Annotated in this window: 22 protein-coding genes and 1 pseudogene; 8 read left to right on the plus strand and 15 right to left on the minus strand. The window is 42.2% G+C overall.

Annotated features, from left to right (window positions below; translation table 11 throughout):
- Window positions 1-40 precede the first annotated feature (40 nt).
- Window positions 41-1,921 (plus strand): methyl-accepting chemotaxis protein, encoded by a 1,881-nt coding sequence (locus CWB60_RS16785; protein WP_055252630.1) that lies wholly within the window; start codon window positions 41-43, stop codon window positions 1,919-1,921.
- A 112-nt stretch (window positions 1,922-2,033) separates the two neighbouring features.
- On the opposite strand, the gene CWB60_RS16790 is transcribed toward CWB60_RS16785, so the two are convergent.
- Window positions 2,034-2,363: a 5-carboxymethyl-2-hydroxymuconate Delta-isomerase gene (locus tag CWB60_RS16790; protein WP_004588643.1), complete on the minus strand. Its 330-nt coding sequence runs from the start codon at window positions 2,361-2,363 to the stop codon at window positions 2,034-2,036.
- A 168-nt stretch (window positions 2,364-2,531) separates the two neighbouring features.
- Here CWB60_RS16790 and CWB60_RS16795 point away from each other — a divergent pair, with 168 nt between their 5' ends.
- The 6 genes from CWB60_RS16795 to CWB60_RS16820 all read left to right on the plus strand — a co-directional run bounded on the left by CWB60_RS16795 (window position 2,532) and on the right by CWB60_RS16820 (window position 7,493).
- Window positions 2,532-3,014 (plus strand): CreA family protein, encoded by a 483-nt coding sequence (locus CWB60_RS16795; RefSeq protein WP_004588642.1) that lies wholly within the window; start codon window positions 2,532-2,534, stop codon window positions 3,012-3,014.
- 9 nt (window positions 3,015-3,023) lie between these two features.
- On the plus strand, window positions 3,024-3,797 hold the full coding sequence (locus tag CWB60_RS16800) for a hypothetical protein (RefSeq protein WP_055252632.1): 774 nt from the start codon (window positions 3,024-3,026) through the stop codon (window positions 3,795-3,797).
- A gap of 11 nt (window positions 3,798-3,808) precedes the next feature.
- Entirely contained in the window at window positions 3,809-4,435 is a 627-nt protein-coding gene (locus tag CWB60_RS16805) for a LysE family translocator (RefSeq protein ID WP_138579475.1), read from the plus strand.
- A gap of 15 nt (window positions 4,436-4,450) precedes the next feature.
- Window positions 4,451-4,945, plus strand: a complete 495-nt coding sequence (locus CWB60_RS16810) for a gamma-glutamylcyclotransferase family protein (RefSeq protein WP_029772759.1) — start codon at window positions 4,451-4,453, stop codon at window positions 4,943-4,945.
- A gap of 11 nt (window positions 4,946-4,956) precedes the next feature.
- On the plus strand, window positions 4,957-6,498 hold the full coding sequence (locus tag CWB60_RS16815; RefSeq protein WP_138579473.1) for a serine hydrolase: 1,542 nt from the start codon (window positions 4,957-4,959) through the stop codon (window positions 6,496-6,498).
- 77 nt (window positions 6,499-6,575) lie between these two features.
- Window positions 6,576-7,493 (plus strand): histone deacetylase family protein, encoded by a 918-nt coding sequence (locus CWB60_RS16820; protein WP_138579471.1) that lies wholly within the window; start codon window positions 6,576-6,578, stop codon window positions 7,491-7,493.
- A gap of 49 nt (window positions 7,494-7,542) precedes the next feature.
- Here the strand turns inward: CWB60_RS16820 and CWB60_RS16825 are convergent, their stop codons facing one another.
- The 14 genes from CWB60_RS16825 to rsmD form a co-directional block, all read right to left on the minus strand.
- Entirely contained in the window at window positions 7,543-7,836 is a 294-nt protein-coding gene (locus tag CWB60_RS16825) for a DUF4144 family protein (protein ID WP_004588636.1), read from the minus strand.
- Between the two features lie 2 nt (window positions 7,837-7,838).
- Window positions 7,839-8,648: a DUF2797 domain-containing protein gene (locus CWB60_RS16830; protein ID WP_055252638.1), complete on the minus strand. Its 810-nt coding sequence runs from the start codon at window positions 8,646-8,648 to the stop codon at window positions 7,839-7,841.
- Between the two features lie 28 nt (window positions 8,649-8,676).
- The gene (locus CWB60_RS16835; protein WP_138579469.1) at window positions 8,677-11,217 is read right to left on the minus strand and encodes an EAL domain-containing protein; all 2,541 of its coding nucleotides are present in this window, start codon (window positions 11,215-11,217) and stop codon (window positions 8,677-8,679) included.
- Window positions 11,218-11,591: 374 nt separating this feature from the next.
- On the minus strand, window positions 11,592-12,875 hold the full coding sequence (purD, locus tag CWB60_RS16840) for a phosphoribosylamine--glycine ligase (RefSeq protein ID WP_138579962.1): 1,284 nt from the start codon (window positions 12,873-12,875) through the stop codon (window positions 11,592-11,594).
- A 16-nt stretch (window positions 12,876-12,891) separates the two neighbouring features.
- Window positions 12,892-13,713 (minus strand): class I SAM-dependent methyltransferase, encoded by an 822-nt coding sequence (locus tag CWB60_RS16845; RefSeq protein ID WP_138579963.1) that lies wholly within the window; start codon window positions 13,711-13,713, stop codon window positions 12,892-12,894.
- Between the two features lie 97 nt (window positions 13,714-13,810).
- The gene (gene purH, locus CWB60_RS16850) at window positions 13,811-15,397 is read right to left on the minus strand and encodes a bifunctional phosphoribosylaminoimidazolecarboxamide formyltransferase/IMP cyclohydrolase (protein ID WP_004588631.1); all 1,587 of its coding nucleotides are present in this window, start codon (window positions 15,395-15,397) and stop codon (window positions 13,811-13,813) included.
- Window positions 15,398-15,587: 190 nt separating this feature from the next.
- The gene (gene fis / locus CWB60_RS16855) at window positions 15,588-15,878 is read right to left on the minus strand and encodes a DNA-binding transcriptional regulator Fis (protein ID WP_002957804.1); all 291 of its coding nucleotides are present in this window, start codon (window positions 15,876-15,878) and stop codon (window positions 15,588-15,590) included.
- A gap of 19 nt (window positions 15,879-15,897) precedes the next feature.
- Entirely contained in the window at window positions 15,898-16,869 is a 972-nt protein-coding gene (gene dusB, locus CWB60_RS16860; RefSeq protein ID WP_004588630.1) for a tRNA dihydrouridine synthase DusB, read from the minus strand.
- A gap of 282 nt (window positions 16,870-17,151) precedes the next feature.
- Window positions 17,152-18,033, minus strand: coding sequence for a 50S ribosomal protein L11 methyltransferase (gene prmA / locus CWB60_RS16865; protein ID WP_138579964.1), 882 nt, complete (start codon window positions 18,031-18,033; stop codon window positions 17,152-17,154).
- Between the two features lie 66 nt (window positions 18,034-18,099).
- Window positions 18,100-19,947, minus strand: coding sequence for an RNA polymerase sigma factor RpoD (rpoD, locus tag CWB60_RS16870; protein ID WP_054983281.1), 1,848 nt, complete (start codon window positions 19,945-19,947; stop codon window positions 18,100-18,102).
- Window positions 19,948-20,071: 124 nt separating this feature from the next.
- The gene (gene dnaG / locus CWB60_RS16875) at window positions 20,072-21,823 is read right to left on the minus strand and encodes a DNA primase (protein ID WP_138579965.1); all 1,752 of its coding nucleotides are present in this window, start codon (window positions 21,821-21,823) and stop codon (window positions 20,072-20,074) included.
- A 372-nt stretch (window positions 21,824-22,195) separates the two neighbouring features.
- A complete protein-coding gene (locus CWB60_RS16880) occupies window positions 22,196-22,642 on the minus strand; it encodes a GatB/YqeY domain-containing protein (protein ID WP_004588626.1) in 447 nt (148 codons plus the stop codon).
- Between the two features lie 20 nt (window positions 22,643-22,662).
- Window positions 22,663-22,878 (minus strand): 30S ribosomal protein S21, encoded by a 216-nt coding sequence (gene rpsU, locus CWB60_RS16885; RefSeq protein WP_002957797.1) that lies wholly within the window; start codon window positions 22,876-22,878, stop codon window positions 22,663-22,665.
- Window positions 22,879-23,023: 145 nt separating this feature from the next.
- Window positions 23,024-23,629: a 16S rRNA (guanine(966)-N(2))-methyltransferase RsmD gene (gene rsmD / locus CWB60_RS16890; protein ID WP_004588625.1), complete on the minus strand. Its 606-nt coding sequence runs from the start codon at window positions 23,627-23,629 to the stop codon at window positions 23,024-23,026.
- 228 nt (window positions 23,630-23,857) lie between these two features.
- On the opposite strand from rsmD, the pseudogene CWB60_RS16895 reads away from it, so the two are divergent.
- Window positions 23,858-24,213: pseudogene (locus tag CWB60_RS16895) on the plus strand (signal recognition particle-docking protein FtsY); the annotation flags it as partial.

Consider the following 24,213-nt stretch of genomic DNA (forward strand, 5'->3'; position numbering starts at 1 on the left):
CAAGTGTTAGTTAAGTCCTTTATCCATTTACAGGTATCGTATGTTACTTAAACAAAAAGTTTATATTAGTCTTATTTTGGCTATTGTTGTGCCGTTAGCGGTTTCTACATTTTTATTTTCAAATAGTATTCAAAATCATACCGATGAAAAGCTCGCAAAGGTTGATTTACCCACCGCATTGAGTGAAGTAAAAAGCAAAATTGAACTCGAACTTGCCACTCCTATAATTGTTGCCAAAGAAATTGCGCAAAATAGCTTTGTTAAACAGTGGCTAAGTAACGGTGAGAGTGAGCAAGCAAGAGCCGATTATATTAATTATTTAGCCAGTATTAAAAAAGATAACAACGCAGTTATTGCTTATATAATTTCCAAAAATACCAACAACTATTACACCGATATTGGCATATCTAGACAGATAGATAGAAGCGAAGATGTATGGTTTGATCAGTTTTTATCCTCTAACAGACCCTTTGAAATAGCACTAGATATAGATAAAACCACAAATAGCATGGTGGTTTTTATTAACTATGCACTGCAAATTAATGGTGAGCGTACCGCCATTACAGGCGTAGGGCGCTCGCTCGATTCTATGATCAACTTAATTAACGAATACCGTATTGGCGAAGCCGGTGTGGTGTATTTGGTCTCTGATGAAGGTGAGGTAATGCTTCACAGTGACAGAAGTAAAATGGGTCAAAAAATTAATATTAACGATATAAAAAATGGCGCCATTATTAGTAAAACAATGGCAGGCGAAGATTATGTTGTGTCGAGTACGCCTATTGAGTCATTAGGTTGGCATTTAGTGGCAGAAGTGCCCGAGCAGCAGTTATACGGGCCAATAAATAGTGCCATTAATAGCAATTTATTATTTGGTGTGATCATCGCCATTATAGGCTTTGCCTTGGCCAGAGTTTTAGTGTCGCAAATATTTAAACCCATTGAAAACATAACTGCTGCAGTGAGCGCGTTAACTAAAAAAGATGGCGATTTAACCGTAAGGCTGCCTACTAACGATAACAACGAAATATCAGAGCTTGCCGCTAACTTTAATTTATTTTTAGAGCAGCTACATGGCATGTTTAAGCAAGTGTCGGACTCAGCAAACCACGTTAAAAGCATTTCAGAAAATGTGTTAGTACAAGTACAGGGCGCGGCCAACTTGGCCGAGGTACAATCATCTAGCACGCAAACGGTGGCGGCAGCCGTTAACGAAATGGAAGTAACCGTACAAGATATTTCAAACAGTGCCAGTAACGCCTCTGACATTGCGACTTCAACAGAAGAAGCGACTCATAAAGGGGTGGAGTTTGTAAATAGCACGATAAAGCAAATGGAGCAGCTAGAAAACGCCATGGCTACCTCGGTTGCCTCGGTAACTGAGCTTTCAGGAGAGATAAAGTCAATTACGCAGGTGCTTGATGTTATTAAAGCAATATCAGAGCAAACTAACTTACTGGCGCTCAATGCTGCCATAGAAGCCGCGCGGGCAGGCGAACACGGCCGTGGTTTTGCCGTTGTAGCCGATGAAGTAAGAACCCTTGCTATGCGTACTGCAGAGTCGACCGAGCAAATTAACGAAATGATAGACACGTTAAATTCTAAGGCTTCAAGTACGGTGTCGGCTATAGAGCTTGGCAGTAAAAATACCCTAGAAAACGCCGAACGTTTAAAAGTAACGGGGAGTACCTTAACGGGTATATCTCAAGAAATTGTTACGCTAAGTGAGCTAAATAGCTCAGTGGCTACAGCCACCCGCGAGCAAACGTTGGCTACCTCAGAAATTAGTCAAAATGTGGTGATGATTTCTGATTCTGCTGAGCAAACAAAACAAAATATGAAAACCTCAGAGCAGCTATGCAATGGGCTAAATGAAGAGTCGAATATATTAAAAGACTTACTGGGTAAGTTTACGCTTTAAAAAAAGTGACAACATTAAGCTAAAAAACGCGTTGTACCTTAGTTAAGCTAAGCTTTGGTTAAGAGGTTTATTATCCAAAGCTTAGGTTAATAACAATGCGTTTTTAAACGGGTTAATTTTTACGGTAAATTTCGTGTTGAATGTCGTAAATATTAACGCTTAAGCTGTCAGAATCTCGGCAATAAGTTTTTAAACACTCAAGCAAGCTCTCGCTTAACATTTGTTTTTGTTCAATAGAGCGCCCGGCCATGATATGCGCCGCAATATGAATAAACCCTTCTTTTCCTTCACCGAGCTGGTATTGCTGATAAGCAATAGCGCGGGTTTTAATGGTTTCTAAGTCAAACAAACCACTTTGAAAAGTCGCGTTGTGCACTTTTTCAACAAGTACTTGCGGTAATACAGGAAGATCTTCTGAGTGTTCAATAATAATGTGCGGCATTTACGCGTTTCCTATTATGAGTTACTACGTGGGCGTACGTATAATTGTACCAAAGCCTGAACTGTGCGCTAACCCCTCAATGGCCTAAATTTAGTTGTATTAATTTTTGATGGTAGTATAAAAACAGTCACGTGAACCTTCGCTTATAAAGCAAAATTAAGGATTAATATGAAATTACCACACCGCTTTAAACGTTTAGCTGTGCTATTAAGTGCAGTGGTTACCTTAAGTGCCTGCTCAGATGATGTTGCATCGGTGAGCTTAGGGCTGTTTACTACTAAAGATGTAGTGGTAAATTCCCAGCAAGACCCACTAGTAAAAGGGGTTACGTGCCATATTAGCCATATTGAGGCCGACTTAGATTTTTCAGATCCCTCTGATATGTCTATTGCGTGTCGTCAAACTGGGCCAATTACAGCCGATATGTTACAAGCAATAGATCGCAGTAAGTCGGGCGAAGTGGTGTTTAAGTCATCAAAAAGTATTTTATTTAAATCGCTAAAAGTGCGCCGTATTTACGATGCACAAAACCGCACATTACTGTACTTATCGTACTCGACTAAAGAGTCGAGCGGCAGCCACCACCACGCACTTTCAACTGTGCCTTTATACAATACACAAGCTTGGAACTGGGCACTTGAACAAAAATAAGAGCACACTATGTTAGCGTTATTTAAATCAAAGCCGCTGCTAGAACAAGCCGAGCAGCAGTGGCTAATTGATACCTTTATTTGGGCGGTAGAGCACTTTGATGCCGCATTTTTTACCAAGCACACGCAAATAATATTGCCAACGGTGGCGCATTTTCCTGATTCGGTATCGAGTATTGAGGAAATGGCCACTAAGGTATTTGTACGAGTACGTGATTACGCAGGTATGAGTGCGTGGCCAATACAATTAGTTGCGCCACAACAGTTACAGCCGCAAGTATTTCCGCATTTTGAATTTGCTGAACACTTACGCGGAGAGCAAAGCCAACTTATTGTACCGCCAAGCCACACGATTAATATCTCGTTTAATCCTAATCAAATTAATCAGCCGCAAGATTTAGTGGCCAGCTTTGCCGGCACGCTGGCTACTGTATTAATTCATCATGTTGGGGTGTTACCGCCAGGCGGTAAAGACTACTTGCCACAAGCGGCAGATGCGCTGGCCTGTTTTTTAGGGTTTGGGGTAATGATGAGCAACACTGTGTATCAATTTAAAGGCGGGTGTGGCTCGTGCTATAACCCTTATGCTAATCGTGAAGCGAAACTAAGCGAAACCCATACCGTATTTATGCACGCGCTGATCAGTTATTTTAAAAACGATCGTGACTCTAAAAAACATTTAAAGCCACATTTGCGCAGCCAATTTAAAAAAGCCCAAAAAGAGATCAAAGCATTAGTTGATAACTCTGCTAATCCGCTATTGCTTGCCTATGCACCAACTTAAACCGGATACTTGTGAACTACTTAGACGAATTTTTACTGATTGCCATCGCCCACTTTTTTGCAGTAGCCAGCCCAGGCCCCGACTTTGCAGTGGTGCTCAAACAAAGTATACAGCAGGGCAGGCGTAACGCCCTATGGACAAGCGCTGGTGTGGGCGCTGCTATTTTATTACACGTAGGATACTGCGTATTAGGGGTAGCGCTAATTTTAACGCAGTCGCCTAATTTATTTATGGCATTAAAGTATGTTGCGGGGGCGTATTTAGCCTATTTAGGCGTACAAGCATTAAGGGCTGCCAAACCACCGGTAAATAAAACAGACAACATAGAAAACAAAACAACCCCACAAGAAAGCGTATGGCATGCATTTAGGCGCGGCTTTTTAACAAACGCGCTTAATCCTAAAGCCACTCTCTTTTTTATGTCGTTATTTACCTTAGTTATTAGTGTAACTACACCAACTAGCGTGCAAATTGTGTATGGGGTTTATATGGCTTTGGCAACGTGGGTGTGGTTTTCTATGCTTTCTTTAGTATTGTCAAACCCCAGTGTACGGGCGTTTTTTCAAAAAAGCGGCTATTGGTTTGACCGGGGTATAGGTGTTATTTTAATTGCTTTAGCCATTCGTGTAGTAATTTAACCCTAGGGAGAAGTCATGCCTATTTATAATTTTTCGTTTGGATCGAATATGTCCTCTAACCGCTTGCTTGCGCGTTTGCCAAAAGCAAAGCGAGTTGGCACAGCTGTACTAAAAGGCTACGAGCTTACGTTTAATATGTTATTTAAAGATGGCTCGGGCAAGTGCAGTATTCAAAAAAGTGATGACAAAAACGCCTTGGTATATGGCGTGGTGTATGAACTTGATGAAGCCGAAAAAGCAATTTTAGATACCATAGAAGGCCCAGGCTACGATTGCGTTGCTATTAAGCCCACTTTGTTAGATGGTGAGCAAATAGAGGCCCATTGCTATATTGCTAACACCCACGATAACGATGTACTGCCATACGACTGGTATATTCAGCACGTTCATCGCGGGGCGCTTGAGGCGGGCGTACCAAAAGAATACAGTGATGCAATACTTAATCGGCCGCATAAGCCCGATACAAATAAAGAGCGTGCTGATATTGAATTTGCAGTGCACCAAAAATAATAAGGATAACCATGAAACTCACTAAATTAGCCAGTTTAGCGTTGCTTGCCAGTGCCACTTTTAATAGTTGGGCACAAATTAATACCACGGACTTAGAAGAGGTCATTAACACCTCAATGGCACGCTTTGACGTACCGGGTATGGCGGTAGCGGTTGTGCAAGATGATAAAGTTGTATTTGCTAAAGGGTTTGGGACAAGCAACCTCAATACAAATGCAAAAGTGAACAAAGACACACTTTTTGGTATTGCCTCAAACACAAAAGCGTTTACCAGTGCAGCGCTGGCTAAGTTGGTTGATGAAGGTAAGTTAAGCTGGGATGACAGGGTAATTGACCACTTACCTGAGTTTAGGTTGTACGACTCCTACGTCACCCGCGAAATGCGTGTTCGTGATTTATTAAGCCATCGCAGTGGCTTAGGGCTTGGGCAGGGCGATTTAATGATTTGGCCAAGTACTGATAAATCTATAGAGGATATTTTAGCCGGCCTACAGTATTTAAAGCCAGCCAGCAGCTTTCGCAGCCAGTATGCCTATAACAACTTAATGTTTGTAACCGCAGGCGAAGTGGTGGCACGTGTATCAGGTATGAGCTGGAACGATTACATCGAAAAAAATATATTACAGCCTTTGCACATGGATAACTCGCGCGCGGGCTTTTCGCGTATTCCAAAAAGCAATAAAAACTGGGCAATTGGCCACATACCAATGGATGGTAAGCTCAATCCTTTTTTTGTTAACTACCTAGAAGACTTTAGAGGCGCAGGGGCTATTGCATCAAGCGTAAACGATATGAGCCAATGGTTACTAACGCAGTTAGCTGGCGGAAAAATGCCAAGCGGCGAGCAACTATTTAGTGAAAAACAGCAAGCGCAAATGTGGCACCCGCACATTACCTCTATGGCTTCTAAAAGTGCGTATGAGGCCTATCATCAGCAATTTAGAGGCTATGGGCTAGGTTGGAGCATTGAAGATTACCACGGCTTTAAAAAGCTAGGCCATGGCGGGGGTATTTTAGGTATGGTGTCGCAAGTTACATTATTGCCTGAGAAAAAGCTCGGCATTGTTATTTTATCTAATCAGCAAGCATTTAGTGCACTTTCGGCAGTAACCCACGAAGTGCTTGAAGATGCCCTCGAGCTTGAAGATAAAGACTGGGTTGAAGAGTTGGCTAAAAAACATTTTGCGAGTAAACAAAAAGCCTACGCCAATGCAAAACCCGACACCCCAGCTGATTACCAGCCACAGTTACCTAATATAAATTACACCGGCACGTTACACGACGATTGGTACGGCGATGTAATTATTGAGCAACTCGATGGCAAACTACGTATTGATTTTACCCATACCAAACGCTTAAAAGGCACGCTTGAGCATTACACGGGTAATACGTTTATTGTTAAGTGGGATGAAAAGCTACTCGAGGCCGATGCGTTTATTCGTTTTGATATGGGCGCAAACAACCGTGTTAATAGCGCAAAAATGCGCGCCGTATCAACAGCGGTAACAGACTTTAGTTTTGATTTTAGAAACCTTAATTTAAAAGCTAAGTAGTGATGCTATACACCAAAGTCGCAAAGCCACCGTAAGGTGGCTTTGTTATATTAAGCACTCACATTAAAGGAGCGTTTATGCGTACTGCAGTTATTTCACATCCTCATTGCCGTAAACATAAAATGATTGACGAACATCCTGAGTGCCCAGAGCGCCTAGACGCTATTGCTGATAGACTTTTGGCAAGTGGTGTAGATATTGGCTTAACGCATCTACAAGCGCCTAAAGCGCAGCGTGAGCATTACTTATTAGCCCATGATGAGTCATTAGTTAACCTTGTGGAGCGCTTAGTCCCTGAGCAGGGGCTACATAACCTTGATGGCGACACCTGGCTTTGCCCTGATTCGTTTAGAGCGGTAGAGCGCGCCGTAGGAGCAGGGTTGTTGGCTGTAGATGAAATACTCGCAGATAAACTCGATGCGGCGTTTTGCGCTGTACGCCCGCCAGGGCATCATGCCAATGCACACGCTTCATCTGGGTTTTGTGTATTTAATAATTTAGCTATAGCGGTTAAGTATGCCCAAAGCAAAGGCATTAAACGTATAGCAATTGCTGATTTTGACGTACACCATGGTAATGGCACCCAAGACATATTTATAAACGATGAAAACGTATTACTTTGTTCGCTATTTCAATACCCATTTTACCCAAACACGGCCGTAAAAAATAACAGCCACATAGTTAACTCCCCTTTGCCAATTGCCAGTAGTGGCGATGATTTAAAAGAAGTGTTTAATACCCAATGGTTGCCAAAATTAAAAGCCTTTAAGCCAGAGCTGCTATTTATTAGTGCAGGGTTTGATGCCCACCTAGAAGATGACATGGCAAGTTTAAAGTTTGTAGAAGATGACTACAGCTGGCTTACAGAGCAATTATGCGACGTTGCAAAAGAGAGTGGTTGCAAGGGTGTTATATCTTACCTTGAAGGGGGCTATGCGCTATCAGCATTAGGAAGAAGTGCTGTAGCGCATATAAAAGTGCTTAGTGAGTACTAATACCAATCCGCAATAATACTTAATTAAGCGAATTGGTATAACTAAAGGGTTATAAACCTAGTAAATCAAACGCCTGCTTGGTATTAAGGGTTTTAATTTTGCCAAGGCAGCATTGCCCTTCATTTAATAAATAAGTGGTGACCAGTTGCGCTAGCTGCTCCTGTGAAAGAGGGGCGCATGCAGCGCCTTGCAGGTCAACGTACTCACCTTGCTTGTTTAACACGCGCACATTGCTAAGCTCACTTTGCGTAACGCTGTGCAAACACGCTTCTTGTTCTTGTTTATCGTGCGCTATTTCAAGCTCATTATAAACAATTAATAACTGTGGAAAGCTGTTTAGCATAGTTACCCTACGGTTACCTCGTATGAGGTAAATTTACGCACATTAATAACGCCAGTATCAAAAATTAAGTACTGACCTTTTATACCTTGCAGCACGCCGCTTACTACTGGGTTTTTATCAAAATTAAACGAGCTAATTTTAGTGGGGTACTCTGTTACCGGAAAGTTTAAATCAACCACGTCTTCATCAAGTTGCTCTATGGCTGTGGCACCAAATAACTCGCTTAGCTCGTTTAATTTATCGCTAATTTGCGGGATCAGCTCTGCCGCGGCGGCTTTAAGGTCAATGGCTTCGTTTTGGCCCTTTAGCATGTTACGCCAATTGGTTTTATCGGCAATAAACTCGGCCAATGCCACCTCAACTAAGCCTGATTGCAAACGTGTTTGTACTTTAAAAATAGGCAGTGCTTGAGTGGCGCCTTGATCAACCCAACGTGTCGGTATTTGCGTATGGCGAGTAATGCCTACTTTAAGCCCAGAGGTGTTGGCTAAATACACATAATGCGGGATCATGCAGTTTTCTTCGCCCCATTGCGGCTCGCGGCAGGTGCCTTTATCGTAATGGCAGGTTTCTGGTTTCATAATGCACATATCGCAGCTAGCAAGCTTACGCATACACACAAAACAGTGGCCTTGCGAGTAACTCTTTTTGGTTTTTTTGCCACAGTTTGAGCATAAAATGGTACCGCTAAACGTCAGCGTTAACTCTTTACCAATGAGTGCGTTTAGGTCGACTAGGTTGTCGCCCACAGGAAGATGATATTGAACCGGCTCTGTTAAGCTCGATTTTAATTTACGCAAAGTGCCTTGCATCTTTACTTGGCCCCTAAAGATGTTGATATTAAAACGTGGAGTTTAACATCTTTAAACTGTATTGGCTTTTTAAGAAATACAAATAGTCATCTAGGGGGAGTGGCTTAGCGTATAGGTAACCTTGCGCTCTGTCGGCGCCCATTTCTTTTAATAAGTGGTGCACATCTTGGGTTTCTATGCCTTCCATGGTTATAGATAGCCCTAGGTTATGTGCCATATCTATAGCGGTTTGCACAATCACTTTATTGGCGGTGTTATTCGTTAAATCAAATACAAACGATTTATCTACTTTAAGCTCCGTAAAGCGATAATTAACCAAATAACTTAGCGATGAATAGCCAGTGCCAAAGTCATCAAGGACCACGCGCACTCCTAAATCAGAAAGCTCATTAACCAATGAAATAAGCGCTTCGTGGCTTTCGACTAATGCTGACTCTGTTAATTCAAACTTAAGAAGCTGCGCCGGAACTTGGTATTTTATAAGGACGTTTTCGACTTTTTCGGCTAGGTTTTTAATCGACAGATTTTTAGCACTTAAATTTACGCTAATTGGGTGATCGTTATAGCCTTGCTCGGTTAGTTTGACGATATCTTTACAGGCTTGCTCAATAACCCATAAGGTAAGCTCGTTAATAATACCTGTGTGCTCAGCAAGGGTGATCAGCTCTTCTATCGATACGCCTTTAAAAGCCGGATCGGGCCAACGTAACAGTGCTTCGGCGCCACATACTTGATTAAAGTTCAGCCCTATTTGAGGCTGATAATACAACGCTAGTTGGTTGTTTTTAATTGCTTTTTGTAATTTAGCGGCCAATGCCACATCCATTAATATATTACTGCCGTTAGAAGCGCTTACTACTAAATCGTTATTACTTTTAGCTTTTTTAAGTGCCAAGTAACCCCGTTTCGTCCAGTATTCAAAGTCGTCACTGTGGGCTGCGCTACTAATCCCTATGTTATAGGTAAGTTGTAAGTTTAAGCCTTGAATTTCGTATTGTTTGGGCAGGCTATTTATAACTTTAATTAAGGCCCCTTCAAGTGACTCCTGGTTTTGGTTTTTAGTAGATATGCAGGCAAATACCCCGCTGCCTAAGTCGGCTAAGCGGGGGCTGTTATTAAAATCTGTATCTAGGTTGGTAAATTCGCGCTCATGGCTAAGCTCTAACTCTATTTGTTTAGCCACGTGCTTTATTAAAGTGTAGCCCTGCGATGGGGTAATAATGGTATTGAGCGAGTTAAAATGGCGAATTTTAATTAAACACAAGGTGGTATTACGCCCCTGTGCTTGTAAGCTCATAAACGCTTGTTTTAATTTGGCACTGTTAAGTAATTTAGTTTGCTGAGTATGTGTAGCATGATAAAGCGCACGCTCGCGCTGGTAGCGCACTCTATCGGCAAGTGCCATAGCCATTAAAATAACTTCACACAATATAGCCACTAAAAACGCGTGACGAATCGCAAAGCTATAATCCAAATAGCCCGTTAATTCTAATGGCTGTATTGCCGCGCCAACAATGAGGGGAACCCACGAAAAAACGTAAAACTTCGCCCACCTAAAGCCCGTGCGTAGTTTGTTATAAATTAAAATAACACACGTAATATATAACAAGCTTAATACACAAAAAAAGATGGGTGCTGCAATGTACTCGGGTATAAATAAAGTGGTGATTGATAATAAAAATATTAAAATAAGTAGCGCTTTACTCATTTTATAGCGCCAGCATTTGTCCTTGTGGTAGCGCAAAAACATGGTGCAAAAGGCGAGCGTAAAAAAGGCCATTGCGTAGTTTGAAAAAATCACTTTTTCGTGTAAGTACAATTGCCACTCTAGGGGCCACAAGTAAAAGCCAAAGCCCATTACAATGCCCATTAAACACAGCGCACTAATTATATAGCCTATATAAACTAAATAAACGCGGTCTTTAATCCCAAAATAAAGCACTAAATTATACAGGGCAGCCATTAATAACACGCCGGCAAATATGCCCCAAATGCCGGTTTGCGAGCGAACTAAATCAACAAATTCTTTATGGCGGTACAAATTAACCGGGGTTTTGCTGATCCCCGTTGTATCTATTTTTATGGCTAAGCGCTCTGTTGTTTTACTCTCAAGTGCAAAACGTATATGCGGTACGCTATATTGGAAAAGCGTGAGAGACTTTACTTTATCACCTAATTTATAGCTTTCTATAAGCTCATTTCTTTTGTTTAACCGATACACGCTGAGGTGATCAACCATCGGGTTATCAAAATGGGCAACAATGTCTTGAGCATCCAAACTTTTATTTTCAAGGTCTATAAATAGCCAATAGTTTTGCTGCTTAAAGCTCCATTGAATATCGGTTAACGGCTGGTGGGTGATTAGCTCGGGATTTAAAATAATATCGTTGAGTGTGTGAGATTTACTTTCATCTATGTAGTAGGCAAAGTCTAAATATACAGGCGTGGTTTTATCGATGGTATAGCGAGTCGGCACAACCAGGTTAGAAGCGAGTGTGCTAATAATATAAAATATGAAAATCAGTATGGCTATGGCCGCGGCATGATAACGTAAAGTTTTCGTTTCCAACGTTGTATACTTGTAATAAATCTTTTAATTAGTGTAGCACTAAAAAAGCGCATATAAACTGCGCTTTTTTAGTTAAATTTTTAGGGCCTGCTTATCCTTCAGGATTAAAATTTGTTCTAACTAGGGACGATTTAATCGTGGCGCGAGGTTTGTAACCTAGTGGGCTAAGTAAAAACCGAGCAACAAAGAGTTAATCGTCCCTAGGACGAACCTTCGTGCAGCGCGTGTTTGGTATTTATACTGCGTTATCGCCTATTTATGGGGAATAACCACACTACATAGGCTCTGCCTTGCCTAAATACCAAACAGACTGCTGCAAATTTAATCTCGAAAGATAAACAGGCCCTAAGTTAAACCAATAATTTAGTTACAGGCTACTGCTCTCGGGCAATCGCTCTGTAAGCAATATCGGTGCGGTACTCCATACCTTCCCAGCTAATTTGTTTTACAAGATCGTATGCACGTTGCTGTGCCTCGGTAACGGTATTGCCGAGTGCCGTTGCACATAATACACGTCCACCTGCGGTGACAACGTTTTCGCCATCTTGCTTAGTACCCGCATGAAATACTTTTTCATCAGCAGGGTAGTTAACTTTAAGGCCTGATATTGCATCACCTTTAGGGTAATCACCTGGGTAGCCTTTAGCGGCAAGTACAACACCTACGGCTGCGCGCGGGTCAAACTCAATGGTTGTTTTATCAAGTTCTTCGCGGTTTGCCGCTTCAACTAGTTCAACTAAGTCTGATTTAAGACGAAGCATCATAGGTTGCGTTTCTGGGTCACCAAAACGACAGTTGTACTCAATTACTTTAGGCGTGCCTTGAGCATCAATCATTAAGCCTGCGTATAAAAAGCCAGTGTAAGGATGGCCTTCGCTTGCCATACCCTCAACGGTAGGAACGATGACTTCGTTCATAATGCGCTGGTGGATCTCGTCGGTTACTACAGGTGCCGGTGAGTATGCGCCCATGCCGCCAGTATTTGGACCTTCATCGCCATTATATGCACGCTTATGATCTTGGCTTGTTGCAAATGGCAAAATGTTTTTACCATCAACCATAACAATAAAAGAGGCTTCTTCGCCTTCTAAAAACTCTTCGATCACGACGCGGCTGCCAGCCTCGCCAAAAGCATTACCGGCAAGCATATCGCGAATAGCATCTTCAGCTTCGCGTTCATCCATTGCCACAATAACGCCTTTACCAGCTGCTAGGCCATCTGCTTTTATTACAATTGGCGCGCCTTTTTCTTTTAAATAAGCAAGGGCAGGGTCAATTTGTTCAAACGTTTGGTAATCAGCGGTTGGGATGGCATGGCGAGCTAAAAAGTCTTTAGTAAACGACTTAGAGCCTTCTAGCTGCGCTGCACCGGCTGTTGGACCAAAAATAGCGAGACCGTGTTCACGGAACTTATCTACTACGCCTAATACAAGCGGTACTTCAGGGCCAACAATAGTAAGTTCTACATTGTTTTGTTGTGCAAAGCTTAATAGGCCATCTAGGTCTTCAACGTTAATTGCAACGTTTTCTAGTTTTGGCTCAAGTGCAGTACCGGCATTACCCGGTGCTACAAATACAGTGTTTACTTTCGTGTTTTGAGCGGCCTTAAACGCAAGTGCGTGTTCACGGCCGCCGCTGCCAATGACTAATACATTCATGGCGAAATATTCCTATTTAAAGCGGTTTTTTAAATTTCAGCGTCATACGGTCGCTTTCACCAATAGCTTTGTATTGATCTGCGTCTTGTTCGCCAAGGCGTAAGCTAGGTGGTAGCGTCCACACCCCTTTAGGGTGATCGGCTGTATCTTTTGGATTGGCGTTAATCTCACTGCTTGCAACTAATTCAAATCCAGCTTTTTTAGCTAGATCGACCACGTAACTTTGCTTCATGTAGCCGGTTGATTTTTGATCCTCATCAGGTCGGCTTTCATCTAAGCGATGTTCAACTACACCTAATACGCCACCTGGTTTTAACGCTTTATAAAAAGACTTAAATGCACTGAGTGCGCCTTTAGTGTCTTTACCCATGTACCAGTTATGTACATTGCGAAAGGTTAATACCATGTCGGCAGTGCCGGCAGGGGCAATATCAGTGTGCGTTAATGGGGCAAACTCAGAAATTTTTACTTTGCTAAAACGCTCATCCACGGCCACTTTTTTCTTAAAGCCAGCCAAAGAGCGCTGGTAGTAACCTACCGATGAGTCACTCGGAAAATGCGCTGCGTAATATAAGCCTTGCTCTTTAAGTGCAGGGGCTAAAATTTCGCTGTACCAACCACCGCCTGGGGCAATTTCAACCACGGTCATTGTTGGTTTAAAACCAAAAAATGCCAGTGTTTGCTCAGGGTGACGGTATTCATCGCGGGCGCTATTTTTAGCGCTACGCTCGCTTGATTGAATAGCATGGCTAAGGCTTGACTCATGGTTATGGCTAAGTGCCATTGTTGAGGTCAGCGTAAGCGAGGCAACAAGTAGTGACTTTAGTGCAAATTTCATCGTTTGTTCCTTAACATTTTATATAGGTGTTGAACCAGAATACGTGAATTGATTGCAAACAAAAAGGGCTAAACGTTGTGTTTAACCCTTTGTGTGATTAGTGGCGGAAGTGGCGCATGCCGGTAAATACCATCGCCATGCCAGCTTCGTCAGCGGCGGCGATAACTTCTTCATCGCGCATTGAACCACCCGGTTGAATAACCGCAGTAATACCAGCGGCTGCGGCTGCGTCTATACCATCACGGAATGGGAAAAACGCATCTGATGCCATTACAGAGCCAGGTACTTCTAGATTTTCATCAGCGGCTTTAATACCCGCTATTTTAGCTGAGTAAACACGGCTCATTTGGCCTGCGCCTACGCCAATGGTCATACCGTCGCGGGCATATACAATCGCGTTTGATTTAACAAACTTAGCCACTTTCCAGCAAAATAGTAAATCTTTAAGTTCTTGCTCAGAAGGCTGGCGCTTAGATACGACTTTTAAATCGCCTTGGGTAACCATGCCTAGGTCGCGGTCTTGTACTAAAACACCGCCGTTAACACGTTTAATATCGTGGCCAGTTGCTTTGCCACTCCATTGACCACACGCTAATAAGCGTACGTTCTTTTTCGCTTCAACAATTTTTGCTGCTTCGCTTGAAACGCTAGGAGCAATGATTACTTCAACAAATTGACGCTCAACAATGGCTTGTGCTGTTGCAGCGTCAAGCTCGCGGTTAAAGGCAATAATGCCACCAAACGCTGAGGTTGGATCTGTTTTAAAGGCGCGGTCGTAAGCACTAAGAATATCTTCGCCAATTGAAACGCCACACGGGTTTGCGTGTTTAACAATAACACATGCAGGTACATCAAATTCTTTAACACATTCAAGTGCTGCGTCGGTATCTGCAATGTTATTAAACGACAGGGCTTTACCTTGTAGTTGAGTAGCTGTTGCAACAGACGCTTCGCTTACGTTGTTTTCAACATAAAAAGCAGCATCTTGATGTGAGTTTTCACCGTAACGCATATCTTGCTTTTTAGTGAACTGCATATTGATAGTGCGTGGGAATTTAGTCTCTTCAGCGGCTTCTTCAGTGTAATCAGGTACCATTTTGCCAAAGTAGTTAGCAATCATGCCATCGTACTGAGCTGTGTGCTCATACGCGGCAATGGCTAAATCAAAACGTGTTTTGTACGTTGTTGAGCCATTGTTGCTTTGCATTTCGCTAATAACGCGCTCGTAATCGTTTGCGTTTACCACGATGGTGACGTCTTTGTGGTTTTTAGCGGCTGCACGAACCATGGTAGGTCCGCCAATATCAATGTTTTCAATAGCATCTTCAAGGCTGCAGTTTTCTTGAGCGACAGTATTCGCAAAGGGGTATAAGTTAACTACAACAATATCGATAGCAGAGATGTTGTTATCTGCCATTACGCTTTCATCTTGTCCGCGACGCGCTAAAATACCGCCGTGAATTTTAGGATGAAGGGTTTTTACGCGACCATCCATGATTTCAGGATGACCTGTGTGATCTGATACTTCAGTCACTTTTATGCCGTTATCAGCAAGGAGTTTGCAGGTACCGCCAGTTGATAAAATATCTACACCTTGCGCTTCTAGTGCGCGGGCAAATTCAACAATACCGGTTTTATCAGACACACTTAATAGTGCGCGACGAATAGGACGATGAGTATCCATTGTAGTTTAATTTCCTCAGTTAATGAGCTAGCTTAGAAGCGGGCATTTTAACTGATTACTACTCAAAAAACGACTTATAAAGCGCCAATAAGCGTGAGCATTTTGCAACATCTCAACTAAATTGTACGCATAAAAAAAGCACCCGAAGGTGCTTTTTTAAAATTAGCTGCGATAACTCACAGCCAGCATATTAGTTCATGCCGTATTTTTTAAGCTTTTTACGTAAAGTACCACGGTTGATACCTAGTAAAATTGCCGCACGAGTTTGGTTACCACGTGTGTATGTCATTACTTCTTCAAGTAATGGCGCTTCTAGCTCTGAAAGAACAAGGTCGTAAACGTCTTGCACATCTTGACCGTTAAGCTGCTTTAAATAGTGGTGAACAGCTTTTTTTACTGCATCACGCAATGGCTGCGGTTTCTCGTGTGACTGAACATGAGGGTTTGTGATAAATGGAGAAGTCACGTTTTGTTCGAACATTATTTAATCTCTTTCTTTCTTAGTTAGCTGCTAGTGTTTTAAAGTATTGCGTTAATGCGTCAACCTGTGCTTGTGGGTTGTCGAGCGCATTAAATACTCGCCTAAACTGACCGTCACTGTCATGGGTTTGCAAATACCAAGATACATGTTTGCGAGCGATTCGCGCTCCCATTGGCTCGCCGTAAAACGCATGGAGGTTATCTAAATGCTCCATTAAAATACTTCGCACCTCTGAAATAGCAGGTGGTGGTAAGTGTTCTCCAGTTCGCAAATAGTGGTCTATCTCCCTAAATATCCAAGGGCGACCTTGGGCGGCTCGGCCAATCATGATGGCATCTGCACCCGTATAGTCCAAAACCTGCTTTGCTTTTTCTGGAGATGTAATATCACCATTAGCAACCACAGGTATCGACACTGAGCGTTTTATATCCCTAATCGTGGCATATTCTGCTTCACCTTTGTACATACATGCGCGTGTACGCCCATGTACGGCAAGTGACGCAATGCCATAACGCTCAGCTATTCTCGCAATCTCTACACCATTACGGTTGTCCTGATCCCATCCTGTACGGATTTTAAGTGTGACAGGGATATCAACAGCGTTAACCACTGCATCAACTATCTCTTCCACAAGTTCAGGAAACTGTAATAATGCAGAGCCTGCGAGTTTCTTGTTCACTTTTTTTGCTGGGCACCCCATATTGATATCTATGATCTGTGCACCGTTAGCAACATTGAATTGTGCGGCCTGCGCCATAAGCTCAGGATCAGCTCCTGCAATTTGCACCGCGCGTATACCCGACTCACCGCTGTGATCCATACGGTTCATCGATTTTTCAGTTTTCCAAACCTTCGGGTTTGACGATAACATTTCAGACACGGCCAAGCCTGCGCCTAAGCGGCGGCAAAGCTGTCTAAATGGTCTGTCTGTAATACCTGCCATTGGCGCGACTATTACATTATTCTCAAGTTGGTATGAACCGATACGCACTGTATTCAATAGGCCTCTTTTCAAGGGGCGCTAAGTTTACGGTTTTTTTAGGAAAAATCAAAGGCTATAAATTGAACAAAAGTGACTTTTTTTTGCCCTTTTCGTATTGACTTTTGATAACCGCATGACAAGTGGGTCGATTTGTTTGAAATTTAAACAAAAAATAATTTTGTCAAATTATACGTGCTAATTTTCTAACTGTAAAAAAATAGTAAAGCCTGTTAAATACAGGCTTTACATGCAAGTTTTGAGTTAAAACTCTAAATTTATAAATGTATGCGGTTAGCTATTTTTTGTACCGCTTACACGGGTCCAATCACCCTCTTGTGCAATATCGTCAAGCTCAATAAACGGTGCGTAAATATCGGCAACCGATTGGGCTTGCTCTTCTAATATACCCGACATAGCAATTTTGCCACCCGGTTTAAGTAATCCCAAAATTACACTGTGAAGCTCACGCAGCGGCTGCGCTAAAATATTAGCTACTACAATATCAGCACTAAACTCAGGTTGGTTTTCTGGTAGGTATACCTCAAGCTTATCGGCTACGCCATTACGTTGTGCGTTATCTAAGCTTGCTTCTAGTGCTTGCGGGTCAATATCAATACCTATCATGCGCTCTGCGCCAAGTTTAATGGCTGCGATACCTAAAATGCCCGATCCACAACCAAAATCAACTACCGTTTTGCCGGTTAAATCTTGGCTTTCTAGCCATTTAAGGCACAGTGCCGTTGTTGCATGTGTACCCGTACCAAACGCAAGGCCTGGGTCGAGCAATACATTGACTGCATCTGGGTCTGGAATGTCGCGCCAGCTTGGGCATATCCACAGTTTTTCGCCGAACTGGATTGGGTGAAAGTTATCCATCCACTCACGTTCCCAGTCTTTATCTTCTAGTTGCTCAATTTTGTATACCAGCGTGTCTTTAATTTCATCATGACGCTTAAGTAATGCAATTACCGCGTTCATATCATGATTGGCTTCAAATAGACCAATTACAGTGGTATCGGCCCAAAACTCAACGGTGCCAATTTTAGGCTCATAAATAGGCGTGTCTTTAGCGTCAATAAAAGTAACAGAGGCGCTGCCTGCTTCCATTAATAAGTCACTCACTGCATCTGCGGTAGCAGCATTGGCATTGATACGGATTTGGATCCAAGCCATGGTTGTTTCCTTTAAATAGAAAAAAGGCCGCTACAGCGGCCTTTTTAGTTTATATGAAGCGCTAAATTATTTAGCGTCTAAAAAGCTTTTTAGTAAATCAGAGCGAGAAGGGTGGCGTAATTTACGCAGTGCTTTCGCTTCTATTTGACGAATACGCTCACGTGTTACGTCAAACTGTTTACCTACTTCTTCTAAGGTGTGGTCGGTATTCATATCAATACCAAAGCGCATACGAAGTACTTTAGCTTCACGGGCTGTAAGGCCTGCTAGCACGTCGTTTGTTGCGCCACGAAGAGATTCCATTGTTGCCGAGTCGATTGGCGAATCAATAGTGGTATCTTCGATAAAGTCACCTAAGTGCGAATCTTCATCATCACCGATTGGTGTTTCCATCGAAATTGGCTCTTTGGCAATTTTAAGTACCTTACGGATTTTATCCTCAGGCATCATCATGCGTTCTGCTAATTCTTCAGGATTTGGCTCACGACCCATTTCTTGTAACATTTGACGAGAGATACGGTTAAGTTTATTAATCGTTTCTATCATATGTACTGGAATACGGATTGTTCTTGCTTGGTCAGCAATTGAGCGGGTAATCGCTTGGCGAATCCACCACGTAGCATAAGTCGAGAACTTATAACCACGGCGGTATTCAAACTTATCTACCGCTTTCATCAAGCCAATGTTACCTTCTTGGATTAAATCTAAGAACTGTAAACCACGGTTTGTGTATTTTTTAGCAATTGAGATTACAAGACGTAAGTTAGCTTCAACCATTTCTTTTTTCGCACGGCGCGCTTTTGCTTCACCAATGCTCATACGACGGTTAATGTCTTTAATACGCTCAATGCTTAAGCCTGTGCTTTCTTCAATTACACATAGCTTTTGGATGCAACGAATAATTTCAGGCTTCACTTCTTCAAGTTTAGCTGAGTGTTTTTCGTTAGCATTTATTTCTAGGTCTAGCCACGCTGAGTCAGTTTCGTTATTAGCAAAGTGCTTAATAAACGTTTTCTTAGGTAGCTTAGCAATTTGTACCGCTTGTTTCATGATAAGGCGTTCTTGAATACGCACTCTATCCATCATTTCACGCATGTTGTTAACCATGCGATCAAACTGTTTTGGTACTAATTTAAAGGTTCTGAAAAGCTCGCCAATTTCAAAAATAGCGGCTTGAGAATCTGGGTGCGAACGCCCTTTTTCATCAAAGGTAGCGCGAGCTTTAACGTATAAATCACGTAAGTTTTCAAAGTGAATGCGGGCTTCTTCTGGATCTGGGCCTGTATCTACTTCTTCTTCGTCTTCATCGTCATCGCTGTCTTTGTCATCTTCATCATCGTCTTCATCAAGTTGTTCTTCACTTAATTCAGAGCCAATGTGAGTTGCTGAGATTTGCGCTTCGTCTTCATTAGGGTCGAAAAAGCCTGAAATAATGTCGCTTAAGCGCATTTCTTCTGCTTCAAACTTATCCCACTGTTCAAGTAGGTAAGTAATCGCTTCAGGGTATTCGGCAACAGAAATTTGTACCTGGTTGATACCTTCTTCAATACGCTTAGCGATTACAATTTCGCCTTCACGTGTAAGAAGTTCAACAGTTCCCATTTCACGCATATACATGCGCACTGGGTCAGTTGTACGGCCAATTTCTTTTTCTACAGTTGCAAGGGCTGCAGCAGCAGCTTCTGCTGCGTCTTCGTCTGTCGTGGTTTCTTGCATCATTAATTCATCAGCATCAGGCGCGTTTTCGCTAACCTTGATACCCATGTCATTAATCATGCTAATGATATCTTCTACTTGATCTGAGTCGATTATGTCTTGTGGAAGGTGATCATTTACTTCAGCAAAAGTTAAGTAGCCTTGCTCTTTACCTTTTTGAATCAGAAGTTTTAATTGTGACTGAGGAGTTGGATCCATAGAGATTGTTTCTTCCACTCTGATAAGTTGATACAACAGGCGTCATCATAGAGTTAGCCTTTTAACTAACTTTAATAATGTGACGCAGTGAATAGCACAGTATAACAGTTTAAATCAAGTCTGACTAGCTGTTACTCGCTTTTAGCGCTGTCATAAGTAAATGACATTCTAGTTTTTCATCACTTGATAAGCCCTGTGTCTTGTCCTTTATTAATAGGGTCTCTAGTCGATAATTTAAACACTGATCTTCAATAAATTTAAAAGTATTTTGAAAAACAGTCTCTAAACGCTCATCACTAATTTGGTGCTGCCATGTGGCAAGCTTTACTAGCGGTTCGTAATCTTCGGAATCTCTAAATGATTCGAGTAAAACCGCTGTGTTCGCATTGTCTTTTTGCAATGCGCGCTCTTGTAAGCGCAGTAGCAAACCAATACCCGCTATGTTCATTTGTGCCAATTCTGGCAAATAGGGCACACTTTTAGCTAACTGTGGGTGCTGAATTAAAATACCAATAGCTTGGCGCATTGGGGTAATTTTAAATTTTCGTTCAACAGCGTGTTGTTGCTTTGGTGTTTTTAAGCGGCTATTTAGTTGCTCACGCGTACGGCCAATTAATCGCCCTAACTGCTCTAAAATATTTTCTTGGTAAAATTCACTCGGAATTTTTTCAATTAACGGCAAAGCGGCACTTAATAGCTTAGCTTTGCCTGAGTCGAGTGTTAGGTCTACTTCTTGGCTAAGCTTATTAAATAACACTTTGGTAAAATCATCTGCTTGGCTTAAGCGTTGCTCAAACTGTGTTTTACCTTCTTGCTGAACCAGTGAATCGGGGTCTTCGCCGTCAGGTAAAAATACAAAGTGTAATGCTTTGCCATCGTTTAAGTAGGGCAGGGCATTTTCTAGTGCTCGCCATGCAGCGTCGCGGCCCGCTCTGTCGCCATCGTAACAACAAATAACTTTGTCGGTGGTTCTAAATAGCGTATGCATATGCTCGCTTGTTGTTGCGGTACCAAGCGCAGCTACGGCATATTCAATACCTTGCTCTGCAAGTGCAACTACATCCATGTAACCTTCTACAATAAGTACATGCTCAAGCTTTTTATGTGCTTGTTTTGCCTCATAAAGACCATATAGCTCAAAGCCTTTATGAAAAATGCGGGTCTCTGGTGAGTTGAGGTATTTAGGCCCTTGGTCGGCTTGCATTACACGTCCGCCAAAGGCAATAACACGGCCACGTTTATCACGAATAGGGAACATTAACCGATCGCGGAAAAAATCAAACTGCCTACCTGGTGTTTTTTCGGAGGCGAGCTTAAGCTCGACCAGCTGTTCTTTTTGCTCTTTTGTTCGGCCAAGTTGTTGGCACAGCGCTTCCCATTCGCTTGGCGCATAACCAATCATAAACTTTTTAACGGTTTCGCCACTTAAACCACGCCCTTTTACATAGTCAATCACCGCAGCAGAGTTACTGTGGTGCTTTAATTGATGCTGGTAAAAGCGTGCTGTGTGTAACATTAAATCGTAATCTGAGCGCTTTTGCGCTGCCGTGCGCTCAGGTGCTGAGCTACTGCCTTTCTCGCGAGGTACGTCTAAATTTAAAAGGCTTGCGAGCTCTTCTATAGCATCAACAAATTCAAGCTTGTCGTATTCCATAACAAACGAAATAGCGTTGCCATTAGCACCACAGCCAAAGCAGTGGTAAAACTGTTTATCTTGAGAAACAGTAAACGAGGGAGATTTTTCGTTATGGAAAGGGCAGCAAGCTTGGTAGTCTTTACCTGCTTTTTTAAGACCAACTTTAGAGTCTATTAGCTCTACAATATCTGTTCTGGCGAGTAAATCGTCAATAAAATTTCGTGGGATCTTTCCAGCCATGTTTTGTAAGTAGTCCTAACAATTGGTGAGGTGTAATTTCAACACAATGCGCGCATTTATAAAAGGGGTATCGGTAAGCTAAAAAGCTACATTATATCCATGGGCAATAATACTTAATCATTTTTAGGTGCTAAACCTGACGCTAACAGCGTGCAAAGCTAGAATGTTGAAGGTAGAGCAGTGCAGGCGCAGTAAGTGATAGCCCTAAATAACCCATTTTACCTAGCCTTCGATGTGCTTTTGTAGCTACACAATAAATCACTTAATTACATGCACGAGCATTACTTAAAAGCGTTTTGTTTGTCTACTTAAACGAAGAAACCGAGCACTAGGCTCGGTTTGCTTTAATCATACTTTGTGTATGTGGGAGTATTAGGCTGTTAATCGTTGCTTAATTAAACCAGAAAGCTTGCCCATATCGGCACGTCCTTCGGCTTTGCTTTTGATTATGCCCATTACTTTACCCATGTCTTGCATACCTGCTGCATTAGTATCAGCAATAGCCGCATCAATAAGGGCAACTATTTCTTCTTCACTCAATTGTTGAGGTAAAAAAGTTTCTAGTGCTGCGATCTCATTGGCTTCAATTTCGGCTAAATCTTCACGCCCAGCATCTTTGTACTGAGTGTAAGAATCACGACGTTGTTTAACAAGCTTCACTATAACGGAGGTAATACCTGCGTCGTCTAGTGTTATTTGCTCGTCAATCTCACGTTGCTTGATTGCGGCAAGCACCATGCGAATAGGGTTAAGACGTTGTTTGTCTTTCGCTCTCATCGCATCTTTTTGCGCATCTTTTAGCGTTATTAAAAGGCTCATTTATACAAGACCTAATACTATTAGTATAATTTAACGCGACGTGCGTTATCGCGAGAAAGCTTCTTCATGTGACGCTTAACCGCTGCAGCTTTTTTACGCTTACGCTCAGCTGTTGGCTTTTCATAGTGCTCGCGACGACGAACTTCTGAAAGGATACCTGCTTTTTCACATGAACGCTTGAAGCGACGAAGTGCTACGTCAAACGGTTCGTTCTCTCTTACTTTAATTACTGGCATTAAAAATTCACCTACCTAAATTATGAGCGTTGCTCAAGTTGATCAAACATTGATCAAGTGGTTCAAAAATGGTGCGGTATTGTAATCCGAAGCAACACCACATGTAAAGGATAATATTAACAGAAATGCAGCGGCTTAAATAGTGTTAATTTGGCTGGCGTTGGTATAGCCTACAGAATACTTGCCCTGCTTTTTTCTCTTTAATTAACAGCCAGTTATCTGGTTGTGAAAAGCTGCTTAGCTCGGTTTCTACCTCAACATAAATGAGCGCGTCTTCGCTAAGCCATTGGTTATTTTCTAATAAATCACAGCTACTTTGCGCTAAGTTTTTACGAAATGGTGGGTCAACAAAAACTAAATTAAATGGTGAATTTGTATTCTTTTGCTCTAAATATGAGAGTGAATTAGTGTGTTTTACCTGTGCATTTTCAAGCTTTAAGGTACTAATATTTTGCTCAATTTGCTTAGCAGCCGAGGCATCTAGTTCGATAAACGTGGTGCTTTTAGCAAACCGAGACAGCGCTTCAAAGCCAAGCCCGCCAGAGCCTGCAAAGCAATCGAGTACTGTTGCATCGCGCGTATCTTGCATTAACCAATTAAACACGGTTTCTTTAATGCGGTCTGTTGTTGGGCGTAGCCCTTCTACATTTTTTACCGGCAGTTTACGGCCACGAAATTGCCCGCTGATTACTCTAATAAAGCCGTCAGTAGATTTGCTAATTGCTTTATTTTTCGTTGTTTTTTTTCTCATTTAGGTCACTAAAAAATGGTATAAGGGATCTAGCTCAGATAATATTGTGCGTAGTTTACGTTTAGCTTCATTTTTCAACCGCATTAAAAGTGTTACTATTTAGCACTTACGTTTTGAACGGTTGTTTGGCCGGCACGCTTTGCTGAGCCACACCAAGCTATTTCAAATTTTAGTTTATCAGATTTTTATAAGTGGTTATTAGCAAGTATGGCAAAAAAAAGTAAATTCATGTCTTGGCTCGGTTTTGGTAAGTCAGATAAAAAACAAGCAGAAGCTGATAAACAACAGGCATTAGCTCAGCAACAAGAAGCTGAGCGCTTAGCGGCAGAAAAGGCCGAAGCAGAGCGTGAAGAACAAGCACGTATTGCTGCTGAAAAAGCACAAGCAGAGCGTTTAGCAATTGAAAAGGCTAATGCAGAGTTGCTTGCAAAAGAGCAAGCCGAAGCACAGGCGCAACAACAAGCACAAGCTGCACGTTTAGCTGAGCAAGAAGCGCAAATGCGTTTAGAGCAAGAGCGTATTGCAGCAGAAAAAGCAGAAGCTGAACGTTTAGAGCAAGAGCGAATTGCCGCAGAACAAGATGC

The organism is Pseudoalteromonas sp. S327 (genome assembly GCF_005886415.1).
Taxonomy (GTDB): domain Bacteria; phylum Pseudomonadota; class Gammaproteobacteria; order Enterobacterales; family Alteromonadaceae; genus Pseudoalteromonas; species Pseudoalteromonas atlantica.

Bases quoted from the DNA above. Each gene is read 5' to 3' on its own strand.
- rpoD (WP_054983281.1), bottom strand. From the start codon at position 19,947: ATGGATCCAACTCCTCAGTCACAATTAAAACTTCTGATTCAAAAAGGT.
- CWB60_RS16825 (WP_004588636.1), bottom strand. From the start codon at position 7,836: ATGCTAAACAGCTTTCCACAGTTATTAATTGTTTATAATGAGCTTGAA.
- CWB60_RS16785 (WP_055252630.1), top strand. From the start codon at position 41: ATGTTACTTAAACAAAAAGTTTATATTAGTCTTATTTTGGCTATTGTT.
- rpsU (WP_002957797.1), bottom strand. From the start codon at position 22,878: ATGCCAGTAATTAAAGTAAGAGAGAACGAACCGTTTGACGTAGCACTT.
- fis (WP_002957804.1), bottom strand. From the start codon at position 15,878: ATGTTCGAACAAAACGTGACTTCTCCATTTATCACAAACCCTCATGTT.
- CWB60_RS16815 (WP_138579473.1), top strand. From the start codon at position 4,957: ATGAAACTCACTAAATTAGCCAGTTTAGCGTTGCTTGCCAGTGCCACT.
- CWB60_RS16845 (WP_138579963.1), bottom strand. From the start codon at position 13,713: ATGAAATTTGCACTAAAGTCACTACTTGTTGCCTCGCTTACGCTGACC.
- rsmD (WP_004588625.1), bottom strand. From the start codon at position 23,629: ATGAGAAAAAAAACAACGAAAAATAAAGCAATTAGCAAATCTACTGAC.
- CWB60_RS16830 (WP_055252638.1), bottom strand. From the start codon at position 8,648: ATGCAAGGCACTTTGCGTAAATTAAAATCGAGCTTAACAGAGCCGGTT.
- prmA (WP_138579964.1), bottom strand. From the start codon at position 18,033: ATGGCTTGGATCCAAATCCGTATCAATGCCAATGCTGCTACCGCAGAT.
- CWB60_RS16790 (WP_004588643.1), bottom strand. From the start codon at position 2,363: ATGCCGCACATTATTATTGAACACTCAGAAGATCTTCCTGTATTACCG.
- CWB60_RS16810 (WP_029772759.1), top strand. From the start codon at position 4,451: ATGCCTATTTATAATTTTTCGTTTGGATCGAATATGTCCTCTAACCGC.
- purD (WP_138579962.1), bottom strand. From the start codon at position 12,875: ATGAATGTATTAGTCATTGGCAGCGGCGGCCGTGAACACGCACTTGCG.
- CWB60_RS16795 (WP_004588642.1), top strand. From the start codon at position 2,532: ATGAAATTACCACACCGCTTTAAACGTTTAGCTGTGCTATTAAGTGCA.
- dnaG (WP_138579965.1), bottom strand. From the start codon at position 21,823: ATGGCTGGAAAGATCCCACGAAATTTTATTGACGATTTACTCGCCAGA.
- purH (WP_004588631.1), bottom strand. From the start codon at position 15,397: ATGGATACTCATCGTCCTATTCGTCGCGCACTATTAAGTGTGTCTGAT.
- CWB60_RS16820 (WP_138579471.1), top strand. From the start codon at position 6,576: ATGCGTACTGCAGTTATTTCACATCCTCATTGCCGTAAACATAAAATG.
- CWB60_RS16800 (WP_055252632.1), top strand. From the start codon at position 3,024: ATGTTAGCGTTATTTAAATCAAAGCCGCTGCTAGAACAAGCCGAGCAG.
- CWB60_RS16880 (WP_004588626.1), bottom strand. From the start codon at position 22,642: ATGAGCCTTTTAATAACGCTAAAAGATGCGCAAAAAGATGCGATGAGA.